Origin of the sequence: Brevundimonas sp., assembly GCF_047617075.1 — a bacterium.
In the GTDB taxonomy this organism is placed as follows: domain Bacteria; phylum Pseudomonadota; class Alphaproteobacteria; order Caulobacterales; family Caulobacteraceae; genus Brevundimonas.
This window is the reverse complement of record NZ_JBLGCI010000015.1, coordinates 41,120-62,285: the sequence shown is the minus strand read 5'-3', so window position 1 is coordinate 62,285 and position 21,166 is coordinate 41,120. Positions and strand designations below refer to the sequence as shown.

Here is a 21,166-nt window from a genome sequence, read left to right as displayed (position 1 = left end):
CTTTGCGCAGAGGCGGCGCCGCATGCGAGGCTCGTTTCAGTGTCGGGACGCGGTGATGGTGACGGCGGCCTCGCGACAGGCCTCTTCGCAGCGGCAGCATTCGTCGGCGCAGAGGCGGCAGTGCTCGTGCTTGTCGGCGTGCTTGTCGCATTCGGCGGCGCAGTCGGCACAGGCCTGGGCGCAGGCTTCCAACATGCGCTTGATGAGGGCCTCATTGCCGCCCGCGCGCCGCGCGGCCAGACCGCCCGTGACGAGACAGACATCGGCGCAGTCCAGGTTCAGGCGGATGCACTGGGTCAGGTCCGCCACTATCTTCTCGGCCAGGCAGGCGTCGGCGCAAATGCGGCAGACGGCGGCGCAGCCGTAGGCGGCCTCGATGGCGCGAACGAGGGAGTCGTTGACGTCGCCTCGCACGTCGGGGTGGCTGTTGATCATCGGTTGGATATGCATGGGAAGCTCCTCACGGTTCCCGGAACAAGTCAGACCGATTGCCGCTGTTCCCGCGCCTGGCGTTCCCTATTCATCCGCGAGCCCCGCCGACGGCGGCGCGAGCGTCTGGCCTTGTCGGATAACGGGCGCCGGGACCGCTGACGCGGCCCCGGCTTTCCCGCCTATTCCGCCGCGAACGGAGCGTCCGTCGCCTGCTCAGCCGCCGGACCGAGTTGCGCCCGTCAACCGGTCGTGCTAAGGTCTTCCGCATGTGGAATGTCATCCGCACATTCATCATCGCCTTGGCGTTCGTTGGCTTTCTTGACCAGTCGATGGCGCGCGCCGCTCCGTTGCCTGTCGCTGCCGACGCGGTCGAGATGTCCTCGGACTGCGCGGAAATGGCGATGGACCAAGCCGACCCATCAGACGGGAAACGCATGCCGTGCGACGAGATGACGCCGGAGTGCATGGTCCAGATGGGATGCACGGCGGTTTCGCCGGTGCTGAGGCCTGAATCGATACTGTCTCATCCGTCGGTGGGCGCACCAGCGGCCTACGACCGGGTGGTGACGCGCCTGACGGGGACGACCCCGTGTCCGCTTCGAGATCCTCCCAGACTCCAGCCCTGACACTGTCTTCGCGGGCGGCGCACCATTGGACGCCGACCATTCGAGCAGCTGAACCCGTAGCCTGACGGCGACGGGTCCGAGGGTTTCGGAGTTCCTTGTCGTGTTAAAATCATCTGCCGGTCGGGCGCGCCGCGGCGCGCCGCTCTGGCTCCGCGCCGCATCGTTCGGCGGCTGCGCCTTGCTCATCGCAGGCTCGGTCCAGGCTGAACCTCTGACGTTCGAACAGGCCTTGGAGGCCAGCTCGGACGCGCCGTCCCTGCGCGCCAGCGAACTGGGCGTGGACGCCGCCCGGGCCTCTGCGATCGCCGCCGGTCGGCTGCCGGATCCCCGCCTGCGCGTCGGCCTGAGCAACTATCCGGTGTCGGGTCCTTCGGCCGGCCGGTTCGACGAGAGCGCGATGACCATGTTTCAGGTCGGCGTTCAGCAGGATGTTCCAAGCCGGGCGCGCCGGCGCGCCGAACGTGAAGTCGCCGGGGCGGATGTCGACGTGGCCCGGGCGAGGGCGGCGACCACCCTCTGGGAGGTGCGCATCGCCGCCGGCCAGGCCTGGATTGATCTGCACTACGCCGAGCGCCGGCTGGCCGTCCTCGATGAGCTTCTGGCGTCGCTCGAGCCGCTCTGGGAGGCGGCGCCCGCCGCGGTGGCGTCATCCCGGCTCCGCCCGGCCCAGGCCCTCGGACCTGTGGAGTTGAAGGCCGATCTTGAGGACAGGCGCGACGGCCTGGACGCGAACATCGCCGAGGCGCGCGCTGGACTTTCGCGCTGGACCGGCGATCCGGCGCCGACAACGGACGGCCCGCCGCCGGACATCGATCTCGATCCGACCGCCCGGCGCATCAGCCTTGCGGACCTGCCGCCCCTGCGGGCCTACCGCGCCGCCGCCGAGCGCGCCGAGGCGGATGTCGATCTGGCCCGCGCGGGCCGGCGGCCCGACTGGTCGTTCGAGGTGGGTTATTCGCGCCGCGACCCGATGTTCGGCGATCTCGTCTCCGTCGGCGCCAGCGTCCGCCTCCCGCTGTTTCAATCGACACGACAGGCGCCGCTGATCACCGCCCGCGCAGCCGATGCGCGACGCGTCGCCGCCGAGCGTGAGGCGCTCGAGCGCGCCCTCTCGGCGGAGCTCCAGGGCGATCTGGCCCGGTACGAATCGGCGCGAACGCGCTGGATCCGGGCGAGGGACGTGGTCCTGCCCAACCTGCGCTCCCGCGCCGATGTCGAGACCGCCGGCTATGCGGCCGGCTCCGCGGACATGTCCGGGGTCATCGACGCCTTTACCGCCCTGGCCAATGCCCGCCTCGACGCCCTGGACCGGGAAGCCGAGGTGGCGCGGCTCGCCGTCCAGATCACCCTGACCTACGGGAGCGGCCAATGATCCGGCTCGAGCGCAACCATCTCCGGTGGGCGACGGCCGCCGCCGGTCTGATCATCATCGGCGCCGGCCTCGGATGGGGACTCTCCAGACCTGGGGCGGATCGCGCGGAGGCGCCCGAAGCCGCGTCGGGCGAGCGCGAGGTGCTCTACTGGTACGATCCCATGGTCCCGGACCAGCGGTTCGACCGGCCGGGCAAGTCCCCCTACATGGATATGGACCTGGTCCCCCGATACGCCGACGAGGCCTCGGACACCGGGGCCGGCGTTCGCATCGATCCCGCTCTCGTCCAGTCGCTCGGCGCCCGCTTCGCCACGGTTCGATCAGGAACCCTGGAGGGCGATGTCGCGGCGACGGCCGTCGTCGATTTCAACGCGCGCGACGTGGCCGTCGTCCAGGCTCGCGCCGCCGGCTTCGTCGAACGCGTCTATGACCGCGCGCCCGGCGACGTCATCCGGGCCGGCGCGCCGCTGGTCGATCTGCTCGTGCCTGAGTGGGGCGGCGCCCAGCTCGAGTATCTCGCGCTCCGGCGCACGGGAGATGCGGCCCTCACGGCCGCTGCGCGCCAACGCCTCATCCTGCTGGGCATGCCCGAAAGCCTGGTCGCTGCGGTCGAGCGCTCGGGCCGGCCCCGGACGACGGTGACGGTGTCCAGCCCGATCGGCGGCGCCATTCGCACGCTCGGCGTCAGGGCCGGGATGAGCGTGCCCGCCGGCATGACCCTGGCCGAGATCAATGGGCTTTCGACCGTGTGGCTCAACGCAGCGATACCCGAAGCCATGGCGGGCCGCCTGCGCGTCGGGCGCACCGTCGGGGTGACGCTGGCGGCCTTCCCCGGCGAGCGGATGACGGGGCGGCTGACCGCCCTGTTGCCGGAAATCGCGGGCGACAGCCGGACCGTGACGGCCCGCATCGAGATGACCAATCGTGGAGGTCGGCTGCGGCCGGGCATGTACGGGCAGATCGTCTTCGGCGGCGAGTCCGGGACCACCCTGCTCGTACCGTCCGAGGCGGTGATCCGGACCGGCCGGCGGACGCTCGTCATGCTCGCGCTGGAGGGCGGCCGCTATCAACCCGCAGAGGTCCGGGTCGGGCGCGAAGCCGGCGGGCAGACGCAGATCCTCGCCGGACTCAATGAAGGCGAGCGGGTGGTCGCGTCCGGGCAGTTCCTGCTGGATTCGGAAGCCAGCCTGTCGGGCGTGGAGGCGCGCAACCTCGACCAGGCCGCGGCCGCCGACGGACCGGCCATCCACCGGGCCAGCGGACGGGTCCAGGCGATCGGGGAGGGGACCATAACCCTCGCCCACGGACCGGTGCCGGCGTTGCAGTGGCCGGCGATGACCATGACCTTCCGGATTCCGGAGACGGTCGATCAGGACGTATCGATCGGCGACCAGGTGGACTTCACCTTCGAGGCGGCGGACAGCGAACCGACGGTGCGCAGCCTGACCCGCAAGGAAGCAACCCGATGATCGCCGCCGTCATTCGCGCGTCGGTCCGGGCGCGGATTTTCGTCCTGCTGGCCGCGCTCGCCCTGCTGGCGGGCGGGCTTTGGGCCGTTCGCAGCACGCCCGTCGACGCCTTGCCGGACCTGTCGGACGTCCAGGTCATCATCCGGACAGCCTATCCCGGCCAGGCGCCGCAGATCGTCGAGAACCAGGTCACCTATCCCTTGGCCACGACCATGCTGTCGGTGCCCGGCGCCCGCACGGTGAGGGGCTATTCGTTCTTCGGCGACAGCTACGTCTATGTCCTGTTCGATGAGGGAACCGATCTCTACTGGGCCCGGTCGCGGGTTCTCGAATACCTCAGCCAGGTCCAGTCGCGATTGCCCGAGACGGCGAGGCCGGCGCTGGGCCCGGACGCGACGGGGGTGGGCTGGATCTACGAATACGCCCTGGTCGACCGAACCGGCCGGCACGATCTGTCCCAGTTGCGCAGCCTGCAGGACTGGTTCCTGCGCTACGAGCTGAAGACCGTGCCCGGCGTGGCCGAGGTCGCCACCATCGGCGGCATGGTCCGCCAATATCAGGTCGTGCTCGACCCGGTGAAGCTCGCCGCCTTCGGCGTCACCCACCAGGCGGTGGTGGAGGCCATCAGGCAGGGCAACGCCGAGACTGGCGGCTCCGTGCTCGAGCTGGCGGAAACCGAATACATGGTCCGCGCCAACGGCTACCTGACCGACCTGGACGACTTTCGCGCCGTCCCGATCCGGGCGGCGGCCGGCGGCGTTCCGGTTCAGCTCGGCGACGTCGCCACGGTCCAGATCGGGCCGGAGATGCGCCGCGGGATCGCCGAGCTGAACGGCGAGGGCGAGGTGGTCGGCGGGGTTGTGATCCTGCGATCCGGCGGCAATGCGCGGTCCGTCATCGCGGCGGTGCAGGAACGGCTCGAGACGCTCAAGTCGGGCCTGCCGCCCGGGGTCGAGGTGGTTCCGGTCTACGACCGGTCCGAACTCATCGATCGCGCGATCGAGAACCTCAGCACCAAGCTGATCGAGGAGTTCGTGGTCGTCGCCATCGTCTGCGGACTGTTCCTGTGGCACGCCCGCTCGGCGCTGGTCGCGATCCTGACCCTGCCGCTCGGCGTGCTGGCGGCCTTCATCCTGATGCATCTGCAGGGGGTCAACGCCAACATCATGTCGCTGGGCGGCATCGCCATCGCCATCGGCGCCATGGTCGACGCGGCGGTGGTCATGATCGAGAACGCCCACAAGCACATCGAGCGATGGGAACACGATCATCCGGACGACCGGCTTAAGGGCGAGGCGCGCTGGCGGGTGATCACCGAGGCCGCCGTCGAGGTGGGGCCGGCGCTGTTCCTCAGCCTGGTGATCATCACCCTGTCGTTCGTGCCGGTGTTCACCTTGCAGGCGCAGGAGGGGCGGCTGTTTTCGCCCCTGGCCTTCACCAAGAGCTACGCCATGGGGGCGGCGGCCATCCTCTCCATCACCCTCGTGCCGGTGCTGATGGGATTTCTTATCCGCGGACGCATCCCGGCCGAGCACAGCAACCCGATCAACCGGGCGCTTGTTTTCGTCTATCGGAGACCGCTCGACTGGGTCTTGCGGCGGCCACGGGCGACCCTGCTGATGGCCCTGATCGCCTTCGCCACCGCCGCCTGGCCCTTGAGTCAGCTGGGCGGGGAGTTCATGCCGCCGATGGACGAGGGCGATCTGCTGTACATGCCCACCGCGCTGCCGGGCCTGTCGGCCGCCAAGGCGTCCGAGCTTCTGCAGCAGACCGACCGGATGATCGCGACCGTGCCGGAGGTCGAAAGCGTGTTCGGCAAGGCCGGGCGGGCGGACACCGCCACCGATCCGGCGCCGCTGGTGATGTTCGAGACGACGATCCGCTTCAAGCCACGCGATGAGTGGCGTCCCGGCATGACGCCGGACCGGCTGGTCGAGGAGCTGGATCGCGCCGTCCAGGTCCCGGGCCTGACCAACGTCTGGGTGCCTCCGATCCGCAACCGGATCGACATGCTCGCGACCGGCATCAAGAGCCCCATCGGCGTCAAGGTTTCCGGCGCCGATCTCGCCGAGATCGACCGGATCGCCCAGCAGGTCGCCGACGTCGCCGGCGCTGTTCCGGGCGTCAGCTCCGCCTTCGCCGAGCGTCTGACCGGCGGCCGCTACATCGACGTCGACATCGACCGCCTAGCGGCCGGCCGGTACGGCCTCAACATCGCCGATGTGCAGTCCATCGTGTCCGGGGCGGTGGGTGGAGAGACCATCGGCCAGACCGTCGAGGGCGTGGCGCGTTACCCGATCAGCGTGCGCTATCCGCGCGAAATCCGCGACAGCCTGGCGGAGCTTCGGGCCTTGCCGATCCTGACCCCGTCGGGACAGCAGATCACCCTGGGCTCGGTCGCGTCGCTGGATGTCGCGGACGGCCCGCCGATGCTGAAGTCGGAGAACGGCCGGCCGACCACCTGGGTCTATATCGACGTTCGCGGCCGCGACCTGGCCTCGGTGGTGGGCGACCTGCAGGCCGCGGTGGCCGACGAGGTGGAGCTGACCCCGGGCGTCAGCATCGCCTACTCCGGGCAGTTCGAATATCTCCAGCGCGCGGCGGAGCGGCTGAAGATCGTCGTCCCGGCGACCCTGGCGATCATCTTCCTGCTGCTCTATCTGACCTTCGGCCGGCTGGACGAGGCGGCGCTGATCATGGCGACCTTGCCGTTCGCCCTGACCGGCGGCGTCTGGACGCTCTACCTGCTGGACTATCACCAGTCGGTGGCGACCTCGGTCGGCTTCATCGCCTTGGCCGGACTGTCGGCCGAGTTCGGCGTGGTCATGCTGATCTACCTGAAACAGGCGCTGAAGGCCCGGGGAGACAACCCGGACCGCGCCGCTGTGGAAGCGGCCGTGCGTGAGGGCGCGCTGTTGCGCGTTCGCCCCAAGGCCATGACCGTGGCGGTCATCCTCGCCGGCCTGTTCCCGATCCTGATCGGTCACGGGGCCGGATCGGAGATCATGAGCCGCATCGCTGCTCCGGTCATCGGCGGCATGGTGACGGCGCCTTTGCTGTCCATGCTCGTTATCCCGGCGGGCTATCTGCTGCTCCGGCGGCGCAAACTCGATCAGACCCTTTCAACCTGAGGAGATTTTCCCATGAAATACTCATTGATCCTGGCGACGGGTATGGCGCTCGGCCTGGCGGCTTGCAACCAACCGCAGGAGACGCTGGCCTCGACCGAAGAGCCAGCGACGGGAGAAGCTGACGTAGCGACTATACCGATGACGGCTGACGCCGGCGCGCAGACCGGGACCGGGACCGGCGTAGTCACCGCCATTGACCCGGACGCCGGCACGATAACCGTCGATCATGGACCTATCCCCGGCGTCGGCTGGCCGGCGATGACCATGCGCTTCACCGCTTCGCCCGCCGTAGCGGAATCCGCCGAGACAGGCGAGCGCATCGCGTTCGATGTCTCCGTCCGCGACGGCGTCAACGAGATCACGGCCATTCGACCCGAGTGACGTCGACCGGCCCGTTGCGCCGAAGGTTCGGCAATAGGCCGGTCGCCCAAATCGATCTGAGGGAACCTTGACGCAGACTTGCGGACTTTAGTCTACGAGGAGGCTTAACCATGATGAACGGTATGATGGATGCCGGCTCGATGATGAGCGGTATGGGGCTGGTAGGACTACTGGTCGTCATCGCCCTGATTCTCGCCATAGCTTGCTTGATCAAATATTTGTTCAGCAGGCGTTGATGGCGACCTCTGCCAAAACCCCCGAGACGGTCATCGTCACCGGTTCCAGCGGATTTATCGGCTCGGCTCTGGTCGAGCGGCTGGCCAAGCGCTTCAGGGTCATCGGCTTCGATCGGGACATGCCGCCCCATCCGCCGGCCGAGGCGGAATGCGTGTGCATCGATCTCACCGACGACGCCAGCGTCAAGGCCGCCTTCGATCGCGTCCGCGCCGGGTACGGCAAGCAGATCGCGTCCGTGGTCCACCTCGCGGCCTTCTTTGACCTCAGCGGGGACCCTGACCCCCGCTACGAGGCAGTCACGGTCCGAGGCACGGAGCGCATGCTCGAAGCGTTGAAGGCCTTCAACGCCGAGCAGTTCGTCTTCTCCAGCACTATGCTAGTTCACCAAGCCACGGAGCGTGGACGTCCCATCGACGAGGCGGCGTCTCTGAGCGCCGCCTTGCCGTACCGGGAGTCCAAAATTCTCGCTGAAGCCCTCGTCCGCGAGAAGCGAGGCCGGATTCCGGCCGTTTTCCTGCGCCCGGCGGGCGTTTATGACGACGGCGGCCACTCGGCGTTCCTCGCCCAACAGATAGCGCGCATCTACGAACGGCGCCTGAGTTCGCACGTCTATCCGGGCGACCTCGCCACGGGACAACCTTCGTTGCACTTGGAAGACCTGCTCGACGCCATCGAGCGGGTGATCGACCGGCGACGCGATCTGCCGACAGAGTTCCCGGTCCTACTCGGCGAGGCCGACGTCATGACCTATGACGAACTGCAGCGCGACCTCGGCCGCTTGATCCACGACGAAGCTTGGGCAACTCACACCATTCCGAAGACGGCCGCCAAGGCAGGCGTTTGGGCGGAGACCGTTCTAGATGAAGACGCTTTCATCCGCCCCTGGATGGTCGACATCTCCGACGACCACTACGAACTGGATCTGACCGCGGCGCGAACCCACCTGGGCTGGTCGTCCAGACACAGCCTTCGCCAGAGTCTTCCGGACATCGTTGCGGGCCTTAAGGCCGATCCGTTCGCCTGGTATCGCGCCAACAAGCTAAACGCGGCCCGTGTGGCGGACGACAAGGCCGAAGTCGCCGCGTCGGAGACGCACGCCATCCCGCCCGAACAGCACCGGGCGATGCTGTCCGATCACGCCCGGTCAATGCAGGGCATGCATTTCAGCATGCTCTGGGTGCATTGGCTGACCATGGGACTGGGTCTCTGGCTGGCCACGGCGCCTTTCGTTTTCGGCGTCTTCGACCAAACCGAGTTTTCCTCCGCCGTACAGTCCGTCACCGAAGATCGCGGCCTGTGGCCGGCGGCTTTCAGAAATACGCTGACGGGCTGGAACGACGTGATCTGCGGCGGACTGATCATGGTGTTCGCCGCCTTCTCCATGTCTCCCCGGAACGGCTGGGCGCAGTGGGCCAATGCCGTCATCGGCGTCTGGCTGCTGGGCGCCGGGATCCTGTTCTGGGCGCCGAGCGCGGCGGTCTACAGCAACGACATGCTCGTCGGCGCCCTTGTCGTCGCCCTCACCCTCCTCATTCCGATGATGCCCGGAATGAGCATGGAGGGTATGATGGACGAGACCGACACGCCGCCGGGCTGGACCTACTGTCCATCGACCTATCTGCAGCGCATCCCGATCATCGCCCTGGGCGTGGTCGGGCTGGTGCTAGCCAGAATTCTGACGGCCTATCAGCTCGGCCACGTCGACAATGTGTGGGAGCCGTTCTTCGAGGCGCCTGGGCCCCTCAACGGAACGGAACACATCATCACCTCGGCGATGTCCAAGGCCTGGCCGGTCGCCGACGGCGGCGTGGGCGCCATCACCTACATGGCCGAGATACTGATGGGTGCCATGGGCGGACGGGCGCGGTGGCGGACCATGCCGTGGATGGTGGTGCTGTTCGGCATCGTCGTCGTGCCCTTGGGTGTGGTCAGCATCTACTTCATCATCATGCAGCCGATCGCCATAGGAACCTACTGCACGATCTGTCTGCTCGCGGCAGCGGCGATGCTGATCATGATCCCCTATTCGCTGGATGAACTCGTGGCGATGGGTCAGTTCCTGGTCCTGAACACGCGGCGCGGACGACCTTTCTGGCGAGCCTTCTTCCGAGGCGACGCCCTGCCTGGCGGAACGGTCGACAAGCGGCCGGGCTTTTCCGATGGCTGGGGACGGGCGACCGCTTCCGCTTTGCGGGGCGCGACGCTTCCGTGGACCCTCGTGGTCAGCGCAGGGCTGGGCGTCTGGCTGATGCTCTCAAGGCTGGTTTTGGGCACAGAACCGCCCCTAGCGGACACGGATCATCTGATCGGAGCCCTGGTGGTCACGGTCTCCGTCATCGCGATGGCCGAAGTCGGACGTCCCCTCCGCTTCCTAAACATAGGCTTTGCCGCATGGCTGATCGCCTCGCCTTGGATGATAGACGGCGGATCCTTGGCAGGAACCTTCTCGAACCAGATCGTCGGACTGACGACCCTGGCGCTCAGTTTGCCGCGAGGGCGGCGGAGTCAGGAGCACTACGGTTCTTGGGATCGGTTCATCGTCTGAACGGCTACGCGGATACGATCGGCTTGGCTTATGATCTGCATGGTCGGCGATCCTTGAGCGCTCGCCGCTAGGACCAGGTCCGATCTACATCTGGCGATTCACGCGGTCAGAGATGCTGATTCATAGTTCTCCGCAGGGCGGACTGTCAGACACGGTCGCGAGGAGCAGTAGCATGGGCATCATGATCCGGGTTCCAGCTTATTCGGGAAGCCAAGCGGTTGGACTGCGGTCGTTCTCAGTGTTGTGACGGGCTGATCGTTGCGGCGGCATCGCGGCAGGCCTGCTCGCAACGCCGACATTCCTCGGCGCAGATACGGCAGTGTTCATGCATGTCGGCGTGCTTCTCGCATTCGACGGCGCAATCGGCGCAGGCCTCGGCGCAGGTTTCGAGCATGCGTTTGATCAGGGCTTCGTTGCTGCCGGTGCGACGCGCAGCGATGCCGGCTGTGGCCAGGCAGACATCGGCGCAGTCGAGATTTAGGCGGATGCACTGGGTGAGATCCTTGACCATCTCCTCGGCGAGGCAGGCGTCGGCGCAGATGTGGCACACGGCGGCGCAGCCGTAAGCCGCCTCGATCGCGCGAACGAGACTGTCGTTGACGCCGCCGCGCACGTCGGGATGGGTCCTGATCATGGGCTGGATTTGCATCGGAGGGCTCCTTGGGGTGATCGAAGAGCAACCCCAGAGCCGCGACGATGTTCCGAACTGTGAAGCCTCGAAAGCGCCGTCGCTAGGCTCGGGACTGGCGAAGCAGTGGTGAGAATGCCGCCTGCGATTACTGCGATCGCACCGGGATGACCGAGACGATCGCCCGACTTGTGGATCGGTTGGAGGCGAAGTTCGACCAGCATTTCGAGCGAGTCCAACGAACCCTTCTGATCTGTGATGTGGGTCTATGGCGCGAAGACGCCGCCCGTTTCCGGGCGGCGCTCTGAGATGATTCCGCGAGCGACGCGTCAGCGTCGCGAGCGCCGGGCCAAGCTCTGTCGGGCAATCGGGGCCGCCGAAGCGGCCCCGACGCTAGGGCCTATTCCGCCGCGAACGGATAGGCGTCCTCGTTCGGAGATGCGGCCTCTTCTCCGGCGTCCGCGACTTGCGGCGGCGCCGTGCGAAGCAGCGGCGGCAACCAGCCCTTGCCCGCGATCAGCGTTTCCGCCGCCTCGGCCATGTCGGCCTTCTTCATTCCGGCGAGACGGTCGGCGTCGGTCTTGGAAACGCCTTCCTCCACCGCCTCCATTACCCGCGCCTTGGACACCCGACCGAAGTAGGAGGCGGCGGTCGCCGTCCACGTCCCGGTCATGTCCAGACCCAAAGCGGTCGCCAGCGTCTCGGCCTGGGCCCAGGCGCCGGGGCGCCGGTCGTGCGGGTCGCGCACGGCGTTGACCCCCAGCGAGGCGCAATGGGCCAGGAGGTCCAACAGGTCCGAACCGGACATATCGACCAGCACCGCCCACAGGTCGCGCGCCTCGTTCGGCAGACGCGTGGCCCAAGCCTCGCTCCGGTCGGCGATGCGCCGTCCGGCTGGGCCTTCGCAGACGCCCGGCGCGAACCGCTCCAGCCCGGTCAGGCTCAACCGCAACTGAAGGACCGTCGGCTGGTCGTAGGGCGGATAGAAGACCTGCAAGGCGAAGGCGTGAACCACCACGGTCAGGGCCATGCTCGCATCCGCCGCCAAGGCGTCCCTCAAGTCCGCCGTGCGGTGGGCCGTCAGGTCCAGCACCAGCTTCTCGGACAGGGGCGCCAAGCCCTCGTCCGCCTCCGCCGCGCCGCTGGCGACCCCGCTGGTCGCGGGGGCCGTGGCCTCCGCGTCACCGGCGTCTTCGCGGCCCTGCTCCGGGGCCTCGTCCTCCGGCTCCGGCAGGGCGTCCTCCAGCCGGACCAGCCCGCGCTCGAACCGGGCCACGCCGTCATGGCTCAGCGTGACGATCACGCCGGAGCGGGCCAGATCGTCGGGCCGGTAGGCATGGTCGTCGCCGAAGGCCTGCAAGGCCGCGTCGATCTCCTCCAGCCGGGCGTCCACTTCGGGCGGCAGCACCTCGGCGGAATCGTTGTCGCTGATGAGGCGGTCATACTCCTCGGCCAAGGCCGTCATCGCCGCCTCGTCCTCGGGGGACCGCTCGACTTTTTCGGGATAGACCCGGCCCAGGCCGAGGCCGTGCGGGAAATCCGGATAGGCCTCGGCCCATTTCCAGCCCTCGCGCTCGCGGACCTCCTCGGCCAGCCCATCCAGCTTGCCGATGACCAGCCGGTCCAGCAGGGACGCGTCCTCCAGCCAGCCGCCGCCGTCCTCGGTGAACAGGTCGCGCAGCACCGCCCCGCCCGCCTCGGCGTAGGCCTCGACGCCGACGAAACGGGCGCGGGGGTCGTCGGCCCGGACCTTGGTTTCGGTCATGACGCGGCGAATGGCGTAGGCGGGCGTATGCGGCCCGATCATGCCCAACACCTGCTCCTGCCGGTCGTGGTCCTCGCTGACGGCGAACGCCATCAACTGTTCCAAGGTCAGCCCGCCCTCGCGGTAGGTCTGCATCAAGGCCGGGGCCACCGCGCCCAGCCGCAGCCTTTGACGCACCACATGGGCCGACACCCCGAACCGGGCGCCGATCTCCTCGGCGCCGTAGCCCCTTTCCTCGGCCAGCCGCTTGAACGCCTCGAACTGGTCGGCGGGATGCATGTCAGCGCGGGTGACGTTCTCGTCGAGGCTGATCTCGTGGGCGTCGTTCTCGGCGTCCACGATGCAGCGCACCGGATAGGTCCGCTTGATCGCCTTGCGCTTGGCCAGCAGCCGCAGCCCCAGCCGACGCCCCTCGCCGATGGTGACGAGGTAGGCGCCGGTCGGGGCGCCCTCGCCGTTCCGCTCGATCTCGACCACGGGCGGCTGCAACACCCCCTTGGCCTTGATGGAAGCGGCGAAGGCCTCGATGGTGGCCGGGCTGTGCGGGGTCTTGCGGGCGTTCTTGTCCGACGCCTTGAGCCGGTTGAGCGGCACGATGATCTCGGCGCCGTGTTGCGGCTCGGTCGCGGCGGTTTGGGTGGATTGGGTCGTCATGTCTGCCTCCTTTGGGCATGGGTTGCAGGCACGCGAACTGCGCGCCTGCAACCCATGCCCCTCGGCGAGAGCGGGGTAGCAAAGGCCAGGGCGGACCGGCCGGAGGGGGATCGCCCGGCCTGCACAAGCCTGACGGTCATGACGATGATGACGATCATCGCCGGCGCGGAAGGTCGGGGAGACCGGCCGGTCCGGCGGCGGAGCCGCTTCACCCTGGCCTGCGCGAGGGCGGAGCCCTTAGCGCTTCCTTGTTTACAAAATCGTCCCCAGCTTACTTTCTCCGAGTTAGTTGACGAATTATCGAGTTTGCCCATTATGGTTTGGCAGGCTTGGAGCTCCGCATGACCCCTTGGGAACATCACACCGCCCTCACCCGCGATCGTCTGATCACGATCGGGAAACTGATCGAGCGCGGCCGCAACGACGCCCTGGATCGCTTCGACGCGAGCGCGGGCTGCACGGGATGGACCCTCGGCTGCGAGGCCTTCGCCTTCCAGAAGCACCAGATCGAAGCGACGGCGCCCGACGTCGACTGGCTGGAGATCCTGAATCCGACGATGCAGTTCGTGTTCAGCGTGGGCGGCGTGCCGATCCGCTTCTATCGCGGCGAGCCGGACGATCCGAACGCGCGGACCCTGAAGCAGACCTTCTCGGAACTTCAGCAGCTGAGCCTTTTCGGCGCCGACGAACTGGTCAAACTGACCTCCGAGCCCCTGTACCGTTTCGCGATCGAGACTGATCTGGACGGCGCGATCACGGCCGTGACCTTCGTCGTGCTGGCGGGCGATACGCCGGTGCTGACCTGGCAGGTGCCGCTGGACGAACCGGTGACCAAGGTGTCGCCGCTCTGGGTTGCTGGCAGCGACGGCGTCGACCTGCCTGCCCCTGCCGTCGGAATCGCGGCAAGGAAGCGGAAAGACGGGACGACCAAATGATCGGCCGTTCCGCACGGATGTGGGTGGGGGGCGGTCGCTAGACCGGCCAGTCATGGAAACCAACTCGAAAATCGCGGGCGAGCAACTCCGGCTCGCCCGGCTGGCGCATGGCTATTCGCTTGAGGAGGTCGGCGAGCTGATCGGGGCGACCCGCCAGTTCATCCACCAACTCGAGACCGGCTCCCGGTCGCCATCGGACGAAGTGGTGGACGCCCTGGCCGATGTGCTGGGCGTCACGCCGGCGTTTCTGGCGCAACCGATCCCCTCGACGGTGCGGCCGGAACAGTGCCATTTCCGCGGGCACATCACCCGGCCGGCCTCGATCACCAGCCAGGTCCTGGCCCGGGGCACGCTGCTCGACAAATTCGTCGCGGCCATCGAAGTCCACCTGGAATTGCCGGCCGTGTCCTTCCCCGATCTGCCGGCGGCCACGGCCGAGGAGATCGAACAGGCGGCCGAAGAGGCCCGGCGATATTGGGGGCTCGGAACGACGGGTCCGATCACCAGCATGATGCGAGTGGTCGAGAACGCCGGCGCCGTCGTCACCTATTTCGGCGACCTGTCGGATCGGGTCGACGCCTTCTCGATGGATCGGCGCAGGCCGATCATCGTCCGCAGCTCTCTCAAGGAGAGCCTGTGTCGGCAACGGTTCGACTTCGCCCACGAGTGCGGCCATCTGATCATGCATCGTGGCATGCAGACGGGAGACCGCGCGACCGAAGACCAGGCCCACCGTTTCGCGAGCGCGTTCCTGTTTCCGCGTGGGGCTGTCCTGCGGGAATTTCCACGGGGCCGTGCGATCAATTGGCGCGCACTTTTCGAGCTCAAACTCAGGTGGAAGATGTCCGTCCGCGCGCTGGTTCGGCGGGGCTATGACCTGGGTTTGTTGACCCCGGCCCAGTACCGCACCGCCAACATTCATCTGGTGAAGACAGGACAGGCCAAGGTCGAGACCTATGACGCGGACGGCGCCTTGCCGGTCGAACAGCCTGAGCTGCTGCCGTCGGCGCTTTCGGCGCTGGAGGATGCAGTGGTCGGGGGCGCCGGGGGGATCGGGCGCGAGATCGGTCTGGCCCCCGCCATGCTCGAATTGATCACCGGCTCCAGCTTCCCGGAGCCTGCGCCGTCGATCGACGATCCGAAGGTGGTCCGCCTCAGACCCGTGTAGGTTTGGTTTGGCGGCATGCAAGTTTGATCACTCACAGTGCTCAAACGGCGGCTCTGTAAAACCTCATATTTGACATTTCTCCACTTTGAGCACCATAAGTGCTCAAATGCTAGGAAAGCTAAACAAGCTGGAGCGGCTGTTGCCGGAGGGGCTGGTGGTGGACTCCACCTGGCTCAACGAACACGGCTACTATAATTCGCTCCGCGCCAAATACGTCGCCGCCGGCTGGCTCGAACAACCCGCGCGCCGCGTCTATCGCCGCCCGCGCGGCACGCTGGACTGGCAGCTGGTCGTGCTGTCGCTGCAGACGCTGCTCGACTACCAGCTGGTGGTGGGGGGCCGCACCGCCCTCGAACTCCAGGGGTTCGGCCACTACCTGAGCCGCGAGGTCCAGGAGGTTCATCTGTACGGCCTGACCCGGCCGCCGACCTGGCTGAACGACCTCAAGCTCGGCGTCGCCTTCCTTTATCACAATCCGGCCAGGCTGTTCGGCCACGCCGCCTGGTTCGGGCTCCGCGGCCAGGAGCCTTCCGGGCCCGCCGATCCCTTCGCCTGGGGCCAGGCGGGCGTGGCCGAGATGCCCATAGGTCACTGGAAATGGCCGATGCTCGTCTCGACGCCCGAACGGGCCCTTCTCGAACTGCTCGACGAACTCCCCGATCGCGAGACGTTCGACCAGGTCGACGCCTTGGTGGAGGGCCTGGCCAATCTCAGCCCGCGCCGTTTGCAACTGCTCCTCGACGACTGCCGGAGCATCAAGGTCAAACGGCTGTTCTTCTTCTTCGCCGACCGTCACGGCCACGGTTGGCTGAAGCGCTTGGATCGAACCTCGATCGACCTCGGCAGCGGCAACCGCATGCTGGCCAAGGGCGGCCGCCTTGACCCGACCTACCGCATCACCGTGCCGGAGGACTTCAATGCCGTTCGGTGATCTCTACGAACGCCAGGTCCGGCTGTTGATCCGCGCCCTGCCGTTCGTGCTGGCCGAGACCGAATTCGCCCTGAAGGGCGGCACCGCGATCAATCTGTTCGTCCGCGACCTGCCGCGCCTTTCGGTCGACATCGATCTGACCTATCTGCCCGTCCGCGAACGGGCGGAGTCCTTGGCCGCCATCGACGCCGGCCTGAGGCGGATCGCGGCCGCCATGGCCGCCAGGCTGCCCGGAGTGATGGTGACGCCTGGCCAGGCGCGGCCCGAAGGCACGATCGACAAACTTCTCGTCGCCGCCGACGGGGTCCAGATCAAGATCGAGGTCACGCCCGTCTTGCGCGGCACGGTGTTCGCGCCTGAACTGCGGCCCGTCGCGCCGGCCGTCGAAGACCGCTTCGGCTTCGCCGAGGCCCGGATGGTGTCCCTGCCCGACCTCTACGCGGGCAAGATCGCCGCCGCCCTGGACCGCCAGCATCCGCGCGATCTGTTCGACGTGCGCGACCTGCTGGCCAATGAAGGCGTGGACGATCAACTGCGCCAGGCCTTCATCGCCTATCTGATCAGCCACCCTCGCCCGATGGCTGAAGTGCTGCGTCCGCGCCGCAAGGACATCGCCGAGGAGTTTCGGCGAGGCTTCGTCGGCATGACGCAAGAACCGGTCAGCCTCGACGACTTGATCGCCGCGCGAGAAGCGATGATCGCGGTCATCGTCGATGAGATGCCGGCCGAGCACCGGGCCTTCCTGATTGGTTTCAAGAGCGGCGAACCGGACTGGGATCTCATCGGCCTGCCCGGCGTCGCCGACCTGCCGGCCGTGCGCTGGAAGCAGCGAAACCTGGACCAGCTCGCGCCCGACCGGCGCGATCGTCTGGTGGAAGGCCTGCGCGCCGTCTGGCCGTCATGACGTAGCGCTTGGCGCCTGGTCGTCATAGGCGAACACCTCCTCGACCGCCTCGCGCCGGTCAGTCGCAGCGGGAGCAGTCGAACCCGGTCGAGGCCGGCGTCCCTTGATCCTCTAGCGGCTTGAGCATGCATGCTGCTAGTGAGACCCAATCTCACGAACAGGATGCCACCATGCCGGCGACGCTTCGCCTCTTCCTCGTCTTCGCCCTTCTGCTGGGCGTCGCGATACCCCAGCGCGCCGCCGCCCAGGAGGCGACCCCCGGGGCGGAAACCGCTTGGCGGCTGCTGGACTACATCGCCGTCGACTATCCGGGCGCCGTCTCAGGCGGCCGGGTGATCAGCGAGGCGGAGTATGCCGAGATGCGCGAGTTCTCGACTTCGGTGCGGACCCGCATCGCCGCGCTTCCGGCGCACGAGGCCCGGCCCCGGCTCCTGGCCGCATCATCCGCCCTGATCTCGGCGGTCGAGACGCGGGCGGCGCCGGAGGCGGTCGCACGACAGGCGCGGAGCCTCGCTGATGACCTGCTCGCCGCCTATCCAACGCCGCTGGCGCCGCAGACCATTCCGAACCTGCCGCGCGGCGCGGCGCTCTACGCCGAGCAGTGCGCCGTCTGCCATGGCGCGACCGGCCGCGGCGATGGCCCCGGGGCGGCCGGACTCGAGCCGGCGCCGATCGCCTTCACCGATCGGGACCGCGCCCGTGAACGCAGCCTGTTCGGCCTGTATCAGGTGATCGGCCAGGGTCTGGACGGCACCGCCATGCCAAGCTTCGCCCATCTCTCGGCCGAGGACCGGTGGGCGCTCGCCTTCTACGTCGGCGGCTTCGCCTATCCCGAGGGAGCCAGCCGCGCCGGAGAGCGCGCCTGGCGCGACGACCCCGATCTGCGCGCCGCCGTGCCGGACCTCGAAGCCCTGACCCAGGTTACGCCGGCGGCGCTGGCGGCCCGTCTCGGGGAGCCGCGGTCCAACGAGGTGGTCGCCTATCTGCGCAGCCATCCGGAAGCCCTTGCGGTCGGGAGCACGGACGGGCTCGATCTGGCGCGCCGCAAGCTCGCCGAGAGCTTGGCCGCCTATCGCGCCGGCGACGCGCGCAAGGCCTAGGAATTGGCCCTTTCGGCCTATCTCGACGGCTTCGAGCCCGTGGAGCCGCTGCTGCGGGCCCGGGACGGCAAGCTGATGGCCCGGATCGAGGCTGCGATGGGCGAGCTTCGCGCCAGCCTCAACCGCGGGGCTCCTGCGGACGAAGTAGCCGGACAAGTCACGGCGCTGAGCGGGCTGTTCGACGAGGCCGGCCGGGCGCTCGCGCCGTCCCAGGCCTCGGCCCTGTCGACGTTCCTCGGCGCCTTCACCATCCTGCTGCGCGAGGGGCTGGAGGCTCTGCTCATCGTGATCGCGATGATCGCCTTCCTGCGCAAGGCCGAGCGCACGGACGTGCTTCCCTATGTGCATGGCGGCTGGGTCGCCGCCCTTGTCGCGGGGGGCGCCACCTGGGCCGCGGCGACCTGGCTGATCGCCATCAGCGGGGCCAGTCGCGAGCTCACCGAAGGCGTCGGTTCGCTGGTCTCCGCCGTCGTGCTTCTGTCCGTGGGGGTCTGGATGCACGGCAAGGCCCAGGCCGGCGCCTGGCAGGCCTATATCCGCGACAAGCTGTCGACGGCGCTTTCGAAGCGTTCGGCCTGGTTCCTGTTCCTGCTGGCCTTCATCGTGGTCTACCGCGAGGTGTTCGAGACCATCCTCTTCTATGCCGCGCTATGGAGCCAGGGGACCCAAGGCGCCCTGCTCGGCGGCGCTGCGCTGGCGATCGTCTGCCTCGCCGCGATCGCCTGGGGCCTGCTGATGTTCAGCAAGCGGCTGCCGATCTCGCAGTTCTTCGCCTACAGCGCCCTGCTGATCGCGGCGCTGGCGGTAGTCCTCGCGGGCAAGGGCGTGGCCGGCCTTCAGGAGGCGGGCGTCATGGACGTCCATCCCCTGACCGCCCTGCCGCGTATCGAAATCCTCGGCGTCTTCCCGACTTGGGAAGGCGTGACCGCCCAGCTGCTGGCGCTGGCGGCCGTCATCGTCGGTTTCTGGTGGGCGGATCACAAGAGCCGGTCGGAGGCCGAAATCTAGGGCCGGGACGGCCCCGACGACGGACGAAATCTTCGCTTGACCCTCTAGCGACTAGAGGATGCAGCATGACGCCTAATCCTGGAGGCTTCATGACTCGTTCCGCATCCTCGGCCGAATTCACACCGGCTCTCGGGCACCGCAGCCTGACGGGACTGTATGACGCCGTCATCGCCCTGATGACGCGCGAGAGGATCTGGCGCGCGGCCCTCCTGGCGCAGCTCGCGCCACGCGACGGCGAAACGATCGTCGATGTCGGCTGCGGCACCGGCACTCTCGCGACCCTGCTCAAGGCCGCCGCCCCGGAGGCCGCCGTGATCGGCATCGACCCCGACCCGGAGGTGCTGGACCGAGCCCGGGCCAAGGCCCGCGACCGCGGGGCCGACGTGAATTTTCGTCAGGGCTTCGCTGGCGACGTCTCGGGCCTGGTCGGCCGGGACCGGGCGGACAAGGTCGTGTCCAGCCTCGTGTTTCACCAGGTGCCGATCGCCGGCAAGAGGGCGGGGCTAGCGTCGATCCACGCCGCCCTTCGGCCGGGCGGGGAATTGCACATCGCCGACTACGGCTGGCAACGCACGGCGTCGATGCGGCTTCTCTTCCGCCAGGTCCAGGCCCTCGACGGGGTCGAGAACACCCGGCTGAGCGCCGCCGGCGGCTTGCCCGACCTGATCGCCGAGGCCGGGTTCGAGGGCGTCGAGGAGCGGGCGGTGATCGCGACCGCCACCGGGTCGATCTCCCTGTACCGCGCCGAAAAGCCACGCCATCGGCCGCTTGATCAAACGGAAGAACCGCATGCCTGACCGAAAATCAGCCCTCGCACCTTTGATCGCTTCCAAAGACGACATCCGATCGATCAGACTGGCGAGCGTCGCCCTTGCCCTCGCCGCGGTCGGGATCGACCAACTGACCAAGGCGTGGGCCAGGACCCTGACCGCCGCTATCGAGGTCGCGCCCTTCTTGAATCTCGACCTCAGCTTCAACCGCGGCGTCACCTTCGGCCTCCTGTCGGCCGACAGCGACATGGGGCGTTGGCTGCTGGTGGCGCTCACCGGCGCCGTCGCTGCGACGGTTCTGGTGGCGGCCTGGAGGACGCGCCGCCTTCCGCTGGCCCTGGCGCTCGGCGCCGTCGCCGGCGGCGCGGTCGGCAACATCATTGACCGCGTCCGCCAGGGCGCGGTGACCGACTTCATCGACTTCTACGTCGGCGCCTGGCGTTGGCCGACGTTCAACCTGGCGGACGCGGCGATCGTTTGCGGGGTGGCCGTCCTGTTTTGGCTGACCGCCCGGTCAGGACAGTCGGCGGTATGACCGGCGAGCAGCGCCTGATCGCGCTATCGTCCGCGGCGGCGGTCGTGCTGACCGCCGCCGCGGTCGCGGTCGCCTAGCTGGCGGTTCCTGCGCACTGGTTCGGCGTCCCCGCCGAACCCGGCGTCGCCGAGCGCCTAGCCTACGCGCTCAAGGTCGATCTCCTGATTCTGCTGTGGTTGGCCGGCTGCGTCCGTGTCGTGGCCTCCATCCGGTTTCGGTCCGACGCCGATCGGCCCGGCTCGGCCTATGCTCCCCCGAGCCCCCGCCTCGCCGTGGCCGCCGCGGTGCTGCAGAACTCGCTCGAACAGACGGTCCTGGCCATCGGCAGCCACCTGGTCCTGGCGACGGTCCTTCGGGGAGACGAATTGATCGTCCTGCCGGCCCTTGTCGGCCTCTACCTCATCGGCCGCGTCGCCTTCGCCGTCGCCTACCCTCGCGGCGCGACCGCGCGCGCCTTCGGCATGGCGCTGACCGGCGGCTCTCTCATCGCGGCGCTCGGGATCGCGGCGGTGCTCATTGGCCTCGGCCGGTAGGACCCGCCAAGGCGATAGGGGCGACCCTCGCCTTGAAATCGG

18 protein-coding genes and 1 pseudogene are annotated in these 21,166 nt (G+C 68.0%); 16 read left to right on the top strand and 3 right to left on the bottom strand.

The genetic code is table 11. From position 1 onward, the window contains the following. Positions 1–36: 36 nt before the first annotated feature. Positions 37–450: a four-helix bundle copper-binding protein gene (locus ACI8U3_RS13535; RefSeq protein WP_231379117.1), complete on the bottom strand. Its 414-nt coding sequence runs from the start codon at positions 448–450 to the stop codon at positions 37–39. 248 nt (positions 451–698) lie between these two features. On the opposite strand from ACI8U3_RS13535, the gene ACI8U3_RS13530 reads away from it, so the two are divergent. The 7 genes from ACI8U3_RS13530 (at position 699) to ACI8U3_RS13500 (ending at position 10,193) form a co-directional block, all read left to right on the top strand. After that, on the top strand, positions 699–1,058 hold the full coding sequence (locus tag ACI8U3_RS13530; RefSeq protein WP_415015398.1) for a hypothetical protein: 360 nt from the start codon (positions 699–701) through the stop codon (positions 1,056–1,058). Positions 1,059–1,236: 178 nt separating this feature from the next. After that, entirely contained in the window at positions 1,237–2,430 is a 1,194-nt protein-coding gene (locus ACI8U3_RS13525) for a TolC family protein (RefSeq protein ID WP_021696613.1), read from the top strand. Continuing rightward, the gene (locus ACI8U3_RS13520; RefSeq protein WP_021696614.1) at positions 2,427–3,899 is read left to right on the top strand and encodes an efflux RND transporter periplasmic adaptor subunit; all 1,473 of its coding nucleotides are present in this window, start codon (positions 2,427–2,429) and stop codon (positions 3,897–3,899) included. Before ACI8U3_RS13525 ends, ACI8U3_RS13520 begins: the two co-directional genes overlap by 4 nt. Further along, entirely contained in the window at positions 3,896–7,030 is a 3,135-nt protein-coding gene (locus ACI8U3_RS13515) for an efflux RND transporter permease subunit (RefSeq protein WP_415015397.1), read from the top strand. Before ACI8U3_RS13520 ends, ACI8U3_RS13515 begins: the two co-directional genes overlap by 4 nt. Positions 7,031–7,042: 12 nt before the next feature. After that, the gene (locus ACI8U3_RS13510; protein WP_045318790.1) at positions 7,043–7,411 is read left to right on the top strand and encodes a copper-binding protein; all 369 of its coding nucleotides are present in this window, start codon (positions 7,043–7,045) and stop codon (positions 7,409–7,411) included. Between the two features lie 110 nt (positions 7,412–7,521). Further along, entirely contained in the window at positions 7,522–7,647 is a 126-nt protein-coding gene (locus ACI8U3_RS13505) for a hypothetical protein (protein ID WP_255552803.1), read from the top strand. Beyond that, the gene (locus ACI8U3_RS13500; protein ID WP_415015396.1) at positions 7,647–10,193 is read left to right on the top strand and encodes an NAD-dependent epimerase/dehydratase family protein; all 2,547 of its coding nucleotides are present in this window, start codon (positions 7,647–7,649) and stop codon (positions 10,191–10,193) included. Before ACI8U3_RS13505 ends, ACI8U3_RS13500 begins: the two co-directional genes overlap by 1 nt. Before the next feature lie 235 nt (positions 10,194–10,428). Here ACI8U3_RS13500 and ACI8U3_RS13495 read toward each other — a convergent pair whose 3' ends face one another. Beyond that, positions 10,429–10,842 carry a four-helix bundle copper-binding protein gene (locus ACI8U3_RS13495; protein WP_021696620.1) on the bottom strand — a complete coding sequence of 138 codons (414 nt, stop codon included), beginning with the start codon at positions 10,840–10,842 and terminating at the stop codon, positions 10,429–10,431. Positions 10,843–10,988: 146 nt separating this feature from the next. Here ACI8U3_RS13495 and ACI8U3_RS13490 point away from each other — a divergent pair, with 146 nt between their 5' ends. Continuing rightward, positions 10,989–11,129, top strand: a complete 141-nt coding sequence (locus ACI8U3_RS13490) for a hypothetical protein (protein ID WP_021696621.1) — start codon at positions 10,989–10,991, stop codon at positions 11,127–11,129. A 92-nt stretch (positions 11,130–11,221) separates the two neighbouring features. Here the strand turns inward: ACI8U3_RS13490 and ACI8U3_RS13485 are convergent, their stop codons facing one another. Further along, the gene (locus tag ACI8U3_RS13485) at positions 11,222–13,240 is read right to left on the bottom strand and encodes a ParB/RepB/Spo0J family partition protein (protein WP_415015395.1); all 2,019 of its coding nucleotides are present in this window, start codon (positions 13,238–13,240) and stop codon (positions 11,222–11,224) included. A 329-nt stretch (positions 13,241–13,569) separates the two neighbouring features. Between ACI8U3_RS13485 and ACI8U3_RS13480 the strand changes: the two genes are divergently transcribed. From ACI8U3_RS13480 to ACI8U3_RS13445, 8 genes and pseudogenes are all read left to right on the top strand, one after another. Further along, the gene (locus tag ACI8U3_RS13480; protein ID WP_415015394.1) at positions 13,570–14,175 is read left to right on the top strand and encodes a hypothetical protein; all 606 of its coding nucleotides are present in this window, start codon (positions 13,570–13,572) and stop codon (positions 14,173–14,175) included. 52 nt (positions 14,176–14,227) lie between these two features. Further along, positions 14,228–15,343 (top strand): helix-turn-helix domain-containing protein, encoded by a 1,116-nt coding sequence (locus ACI8U3_RS13475; protein ID WP_415015393.1) that lies wholly within the window; start codon positions 14,228–14,230, stop codon positions 15,341–15,343. A 106-nt stretch (positions 15,344–15,449) separates the two neighbouring features. Beyond that, the gene (locus ACI8U3_RS13470) at positions 15,450–16,274 is read left to right on the top strand and encodes a type IV toxin-antitoxin system AbiEi family antitoxin domain-containing protein (RefSeq protein WP_415015402.1); all 825 of its coding nucleotides are present in this window, start codon (positions 15,450–15,452) and stop codon (positions 16,272–16,274) included. Next, the gene (locus ACI8U3_RS13465) at positions 16,261–17,178 is read left to right on the top strand and encodes a nucleotidyl transferase AbiEii/AbiGii toxin family protein (protein ID WP_415015392.1); all 918 of its coding nucleotides are present in this window, start codon (positions 16,261–16,263) and stop codon (positions 17,176–17,178) included. Before ACI8U3_RS13470 ends, ACI8U3_RS13465 begins: the two co-directional genes overlap by 14 nt. 170 nt (positions 17,179–17,348) lie before the next feature. Then, positions 17,349–19,286 (top strand): annotated as a pseudogene (locus ACI8U3_RS13460) (FTR1 family protein). An 89-nt stretch (positions 19,287–19,375) separates the two neighbouring features. Continuing rightward, entirely contained in the window at positions 19,376–20,083 is a 708-nt protein-coding gene (locus ACI8U3_RS13455) for a class I SAM-dependent methyltransferase (protein WP_415015391.1), read from the top strand. Then, positions 20,076–20,591, top strand: coding sequence for a signal peptidase II (lspA, locus tag ACI8U3_RS13450; RefSeq protein ID WP_415015390.1), 516 nt, complete (start codon positions 20,076–20,078; stop codon positions 20,589–20,591). Before ACI8U3_RS13455 ends, lspA begins: the two co-directional genes overlap by 8 nt. 77 nt (positions 20,592–20,668) lie before the next feature. Continuing rightward, positions 20,669–21,124, top strand: coding sequence for an MAPEG family protein (locus ACI8U3_RS13445; RefSeq protein WP_415015401.1), 456 nt, complete (start codon positions 20,669–20,671; stop codon positions 21,122–21,124). The last annotated feature ends 42 nt before the right edge of the window (positions 21,125–21,166 follow it).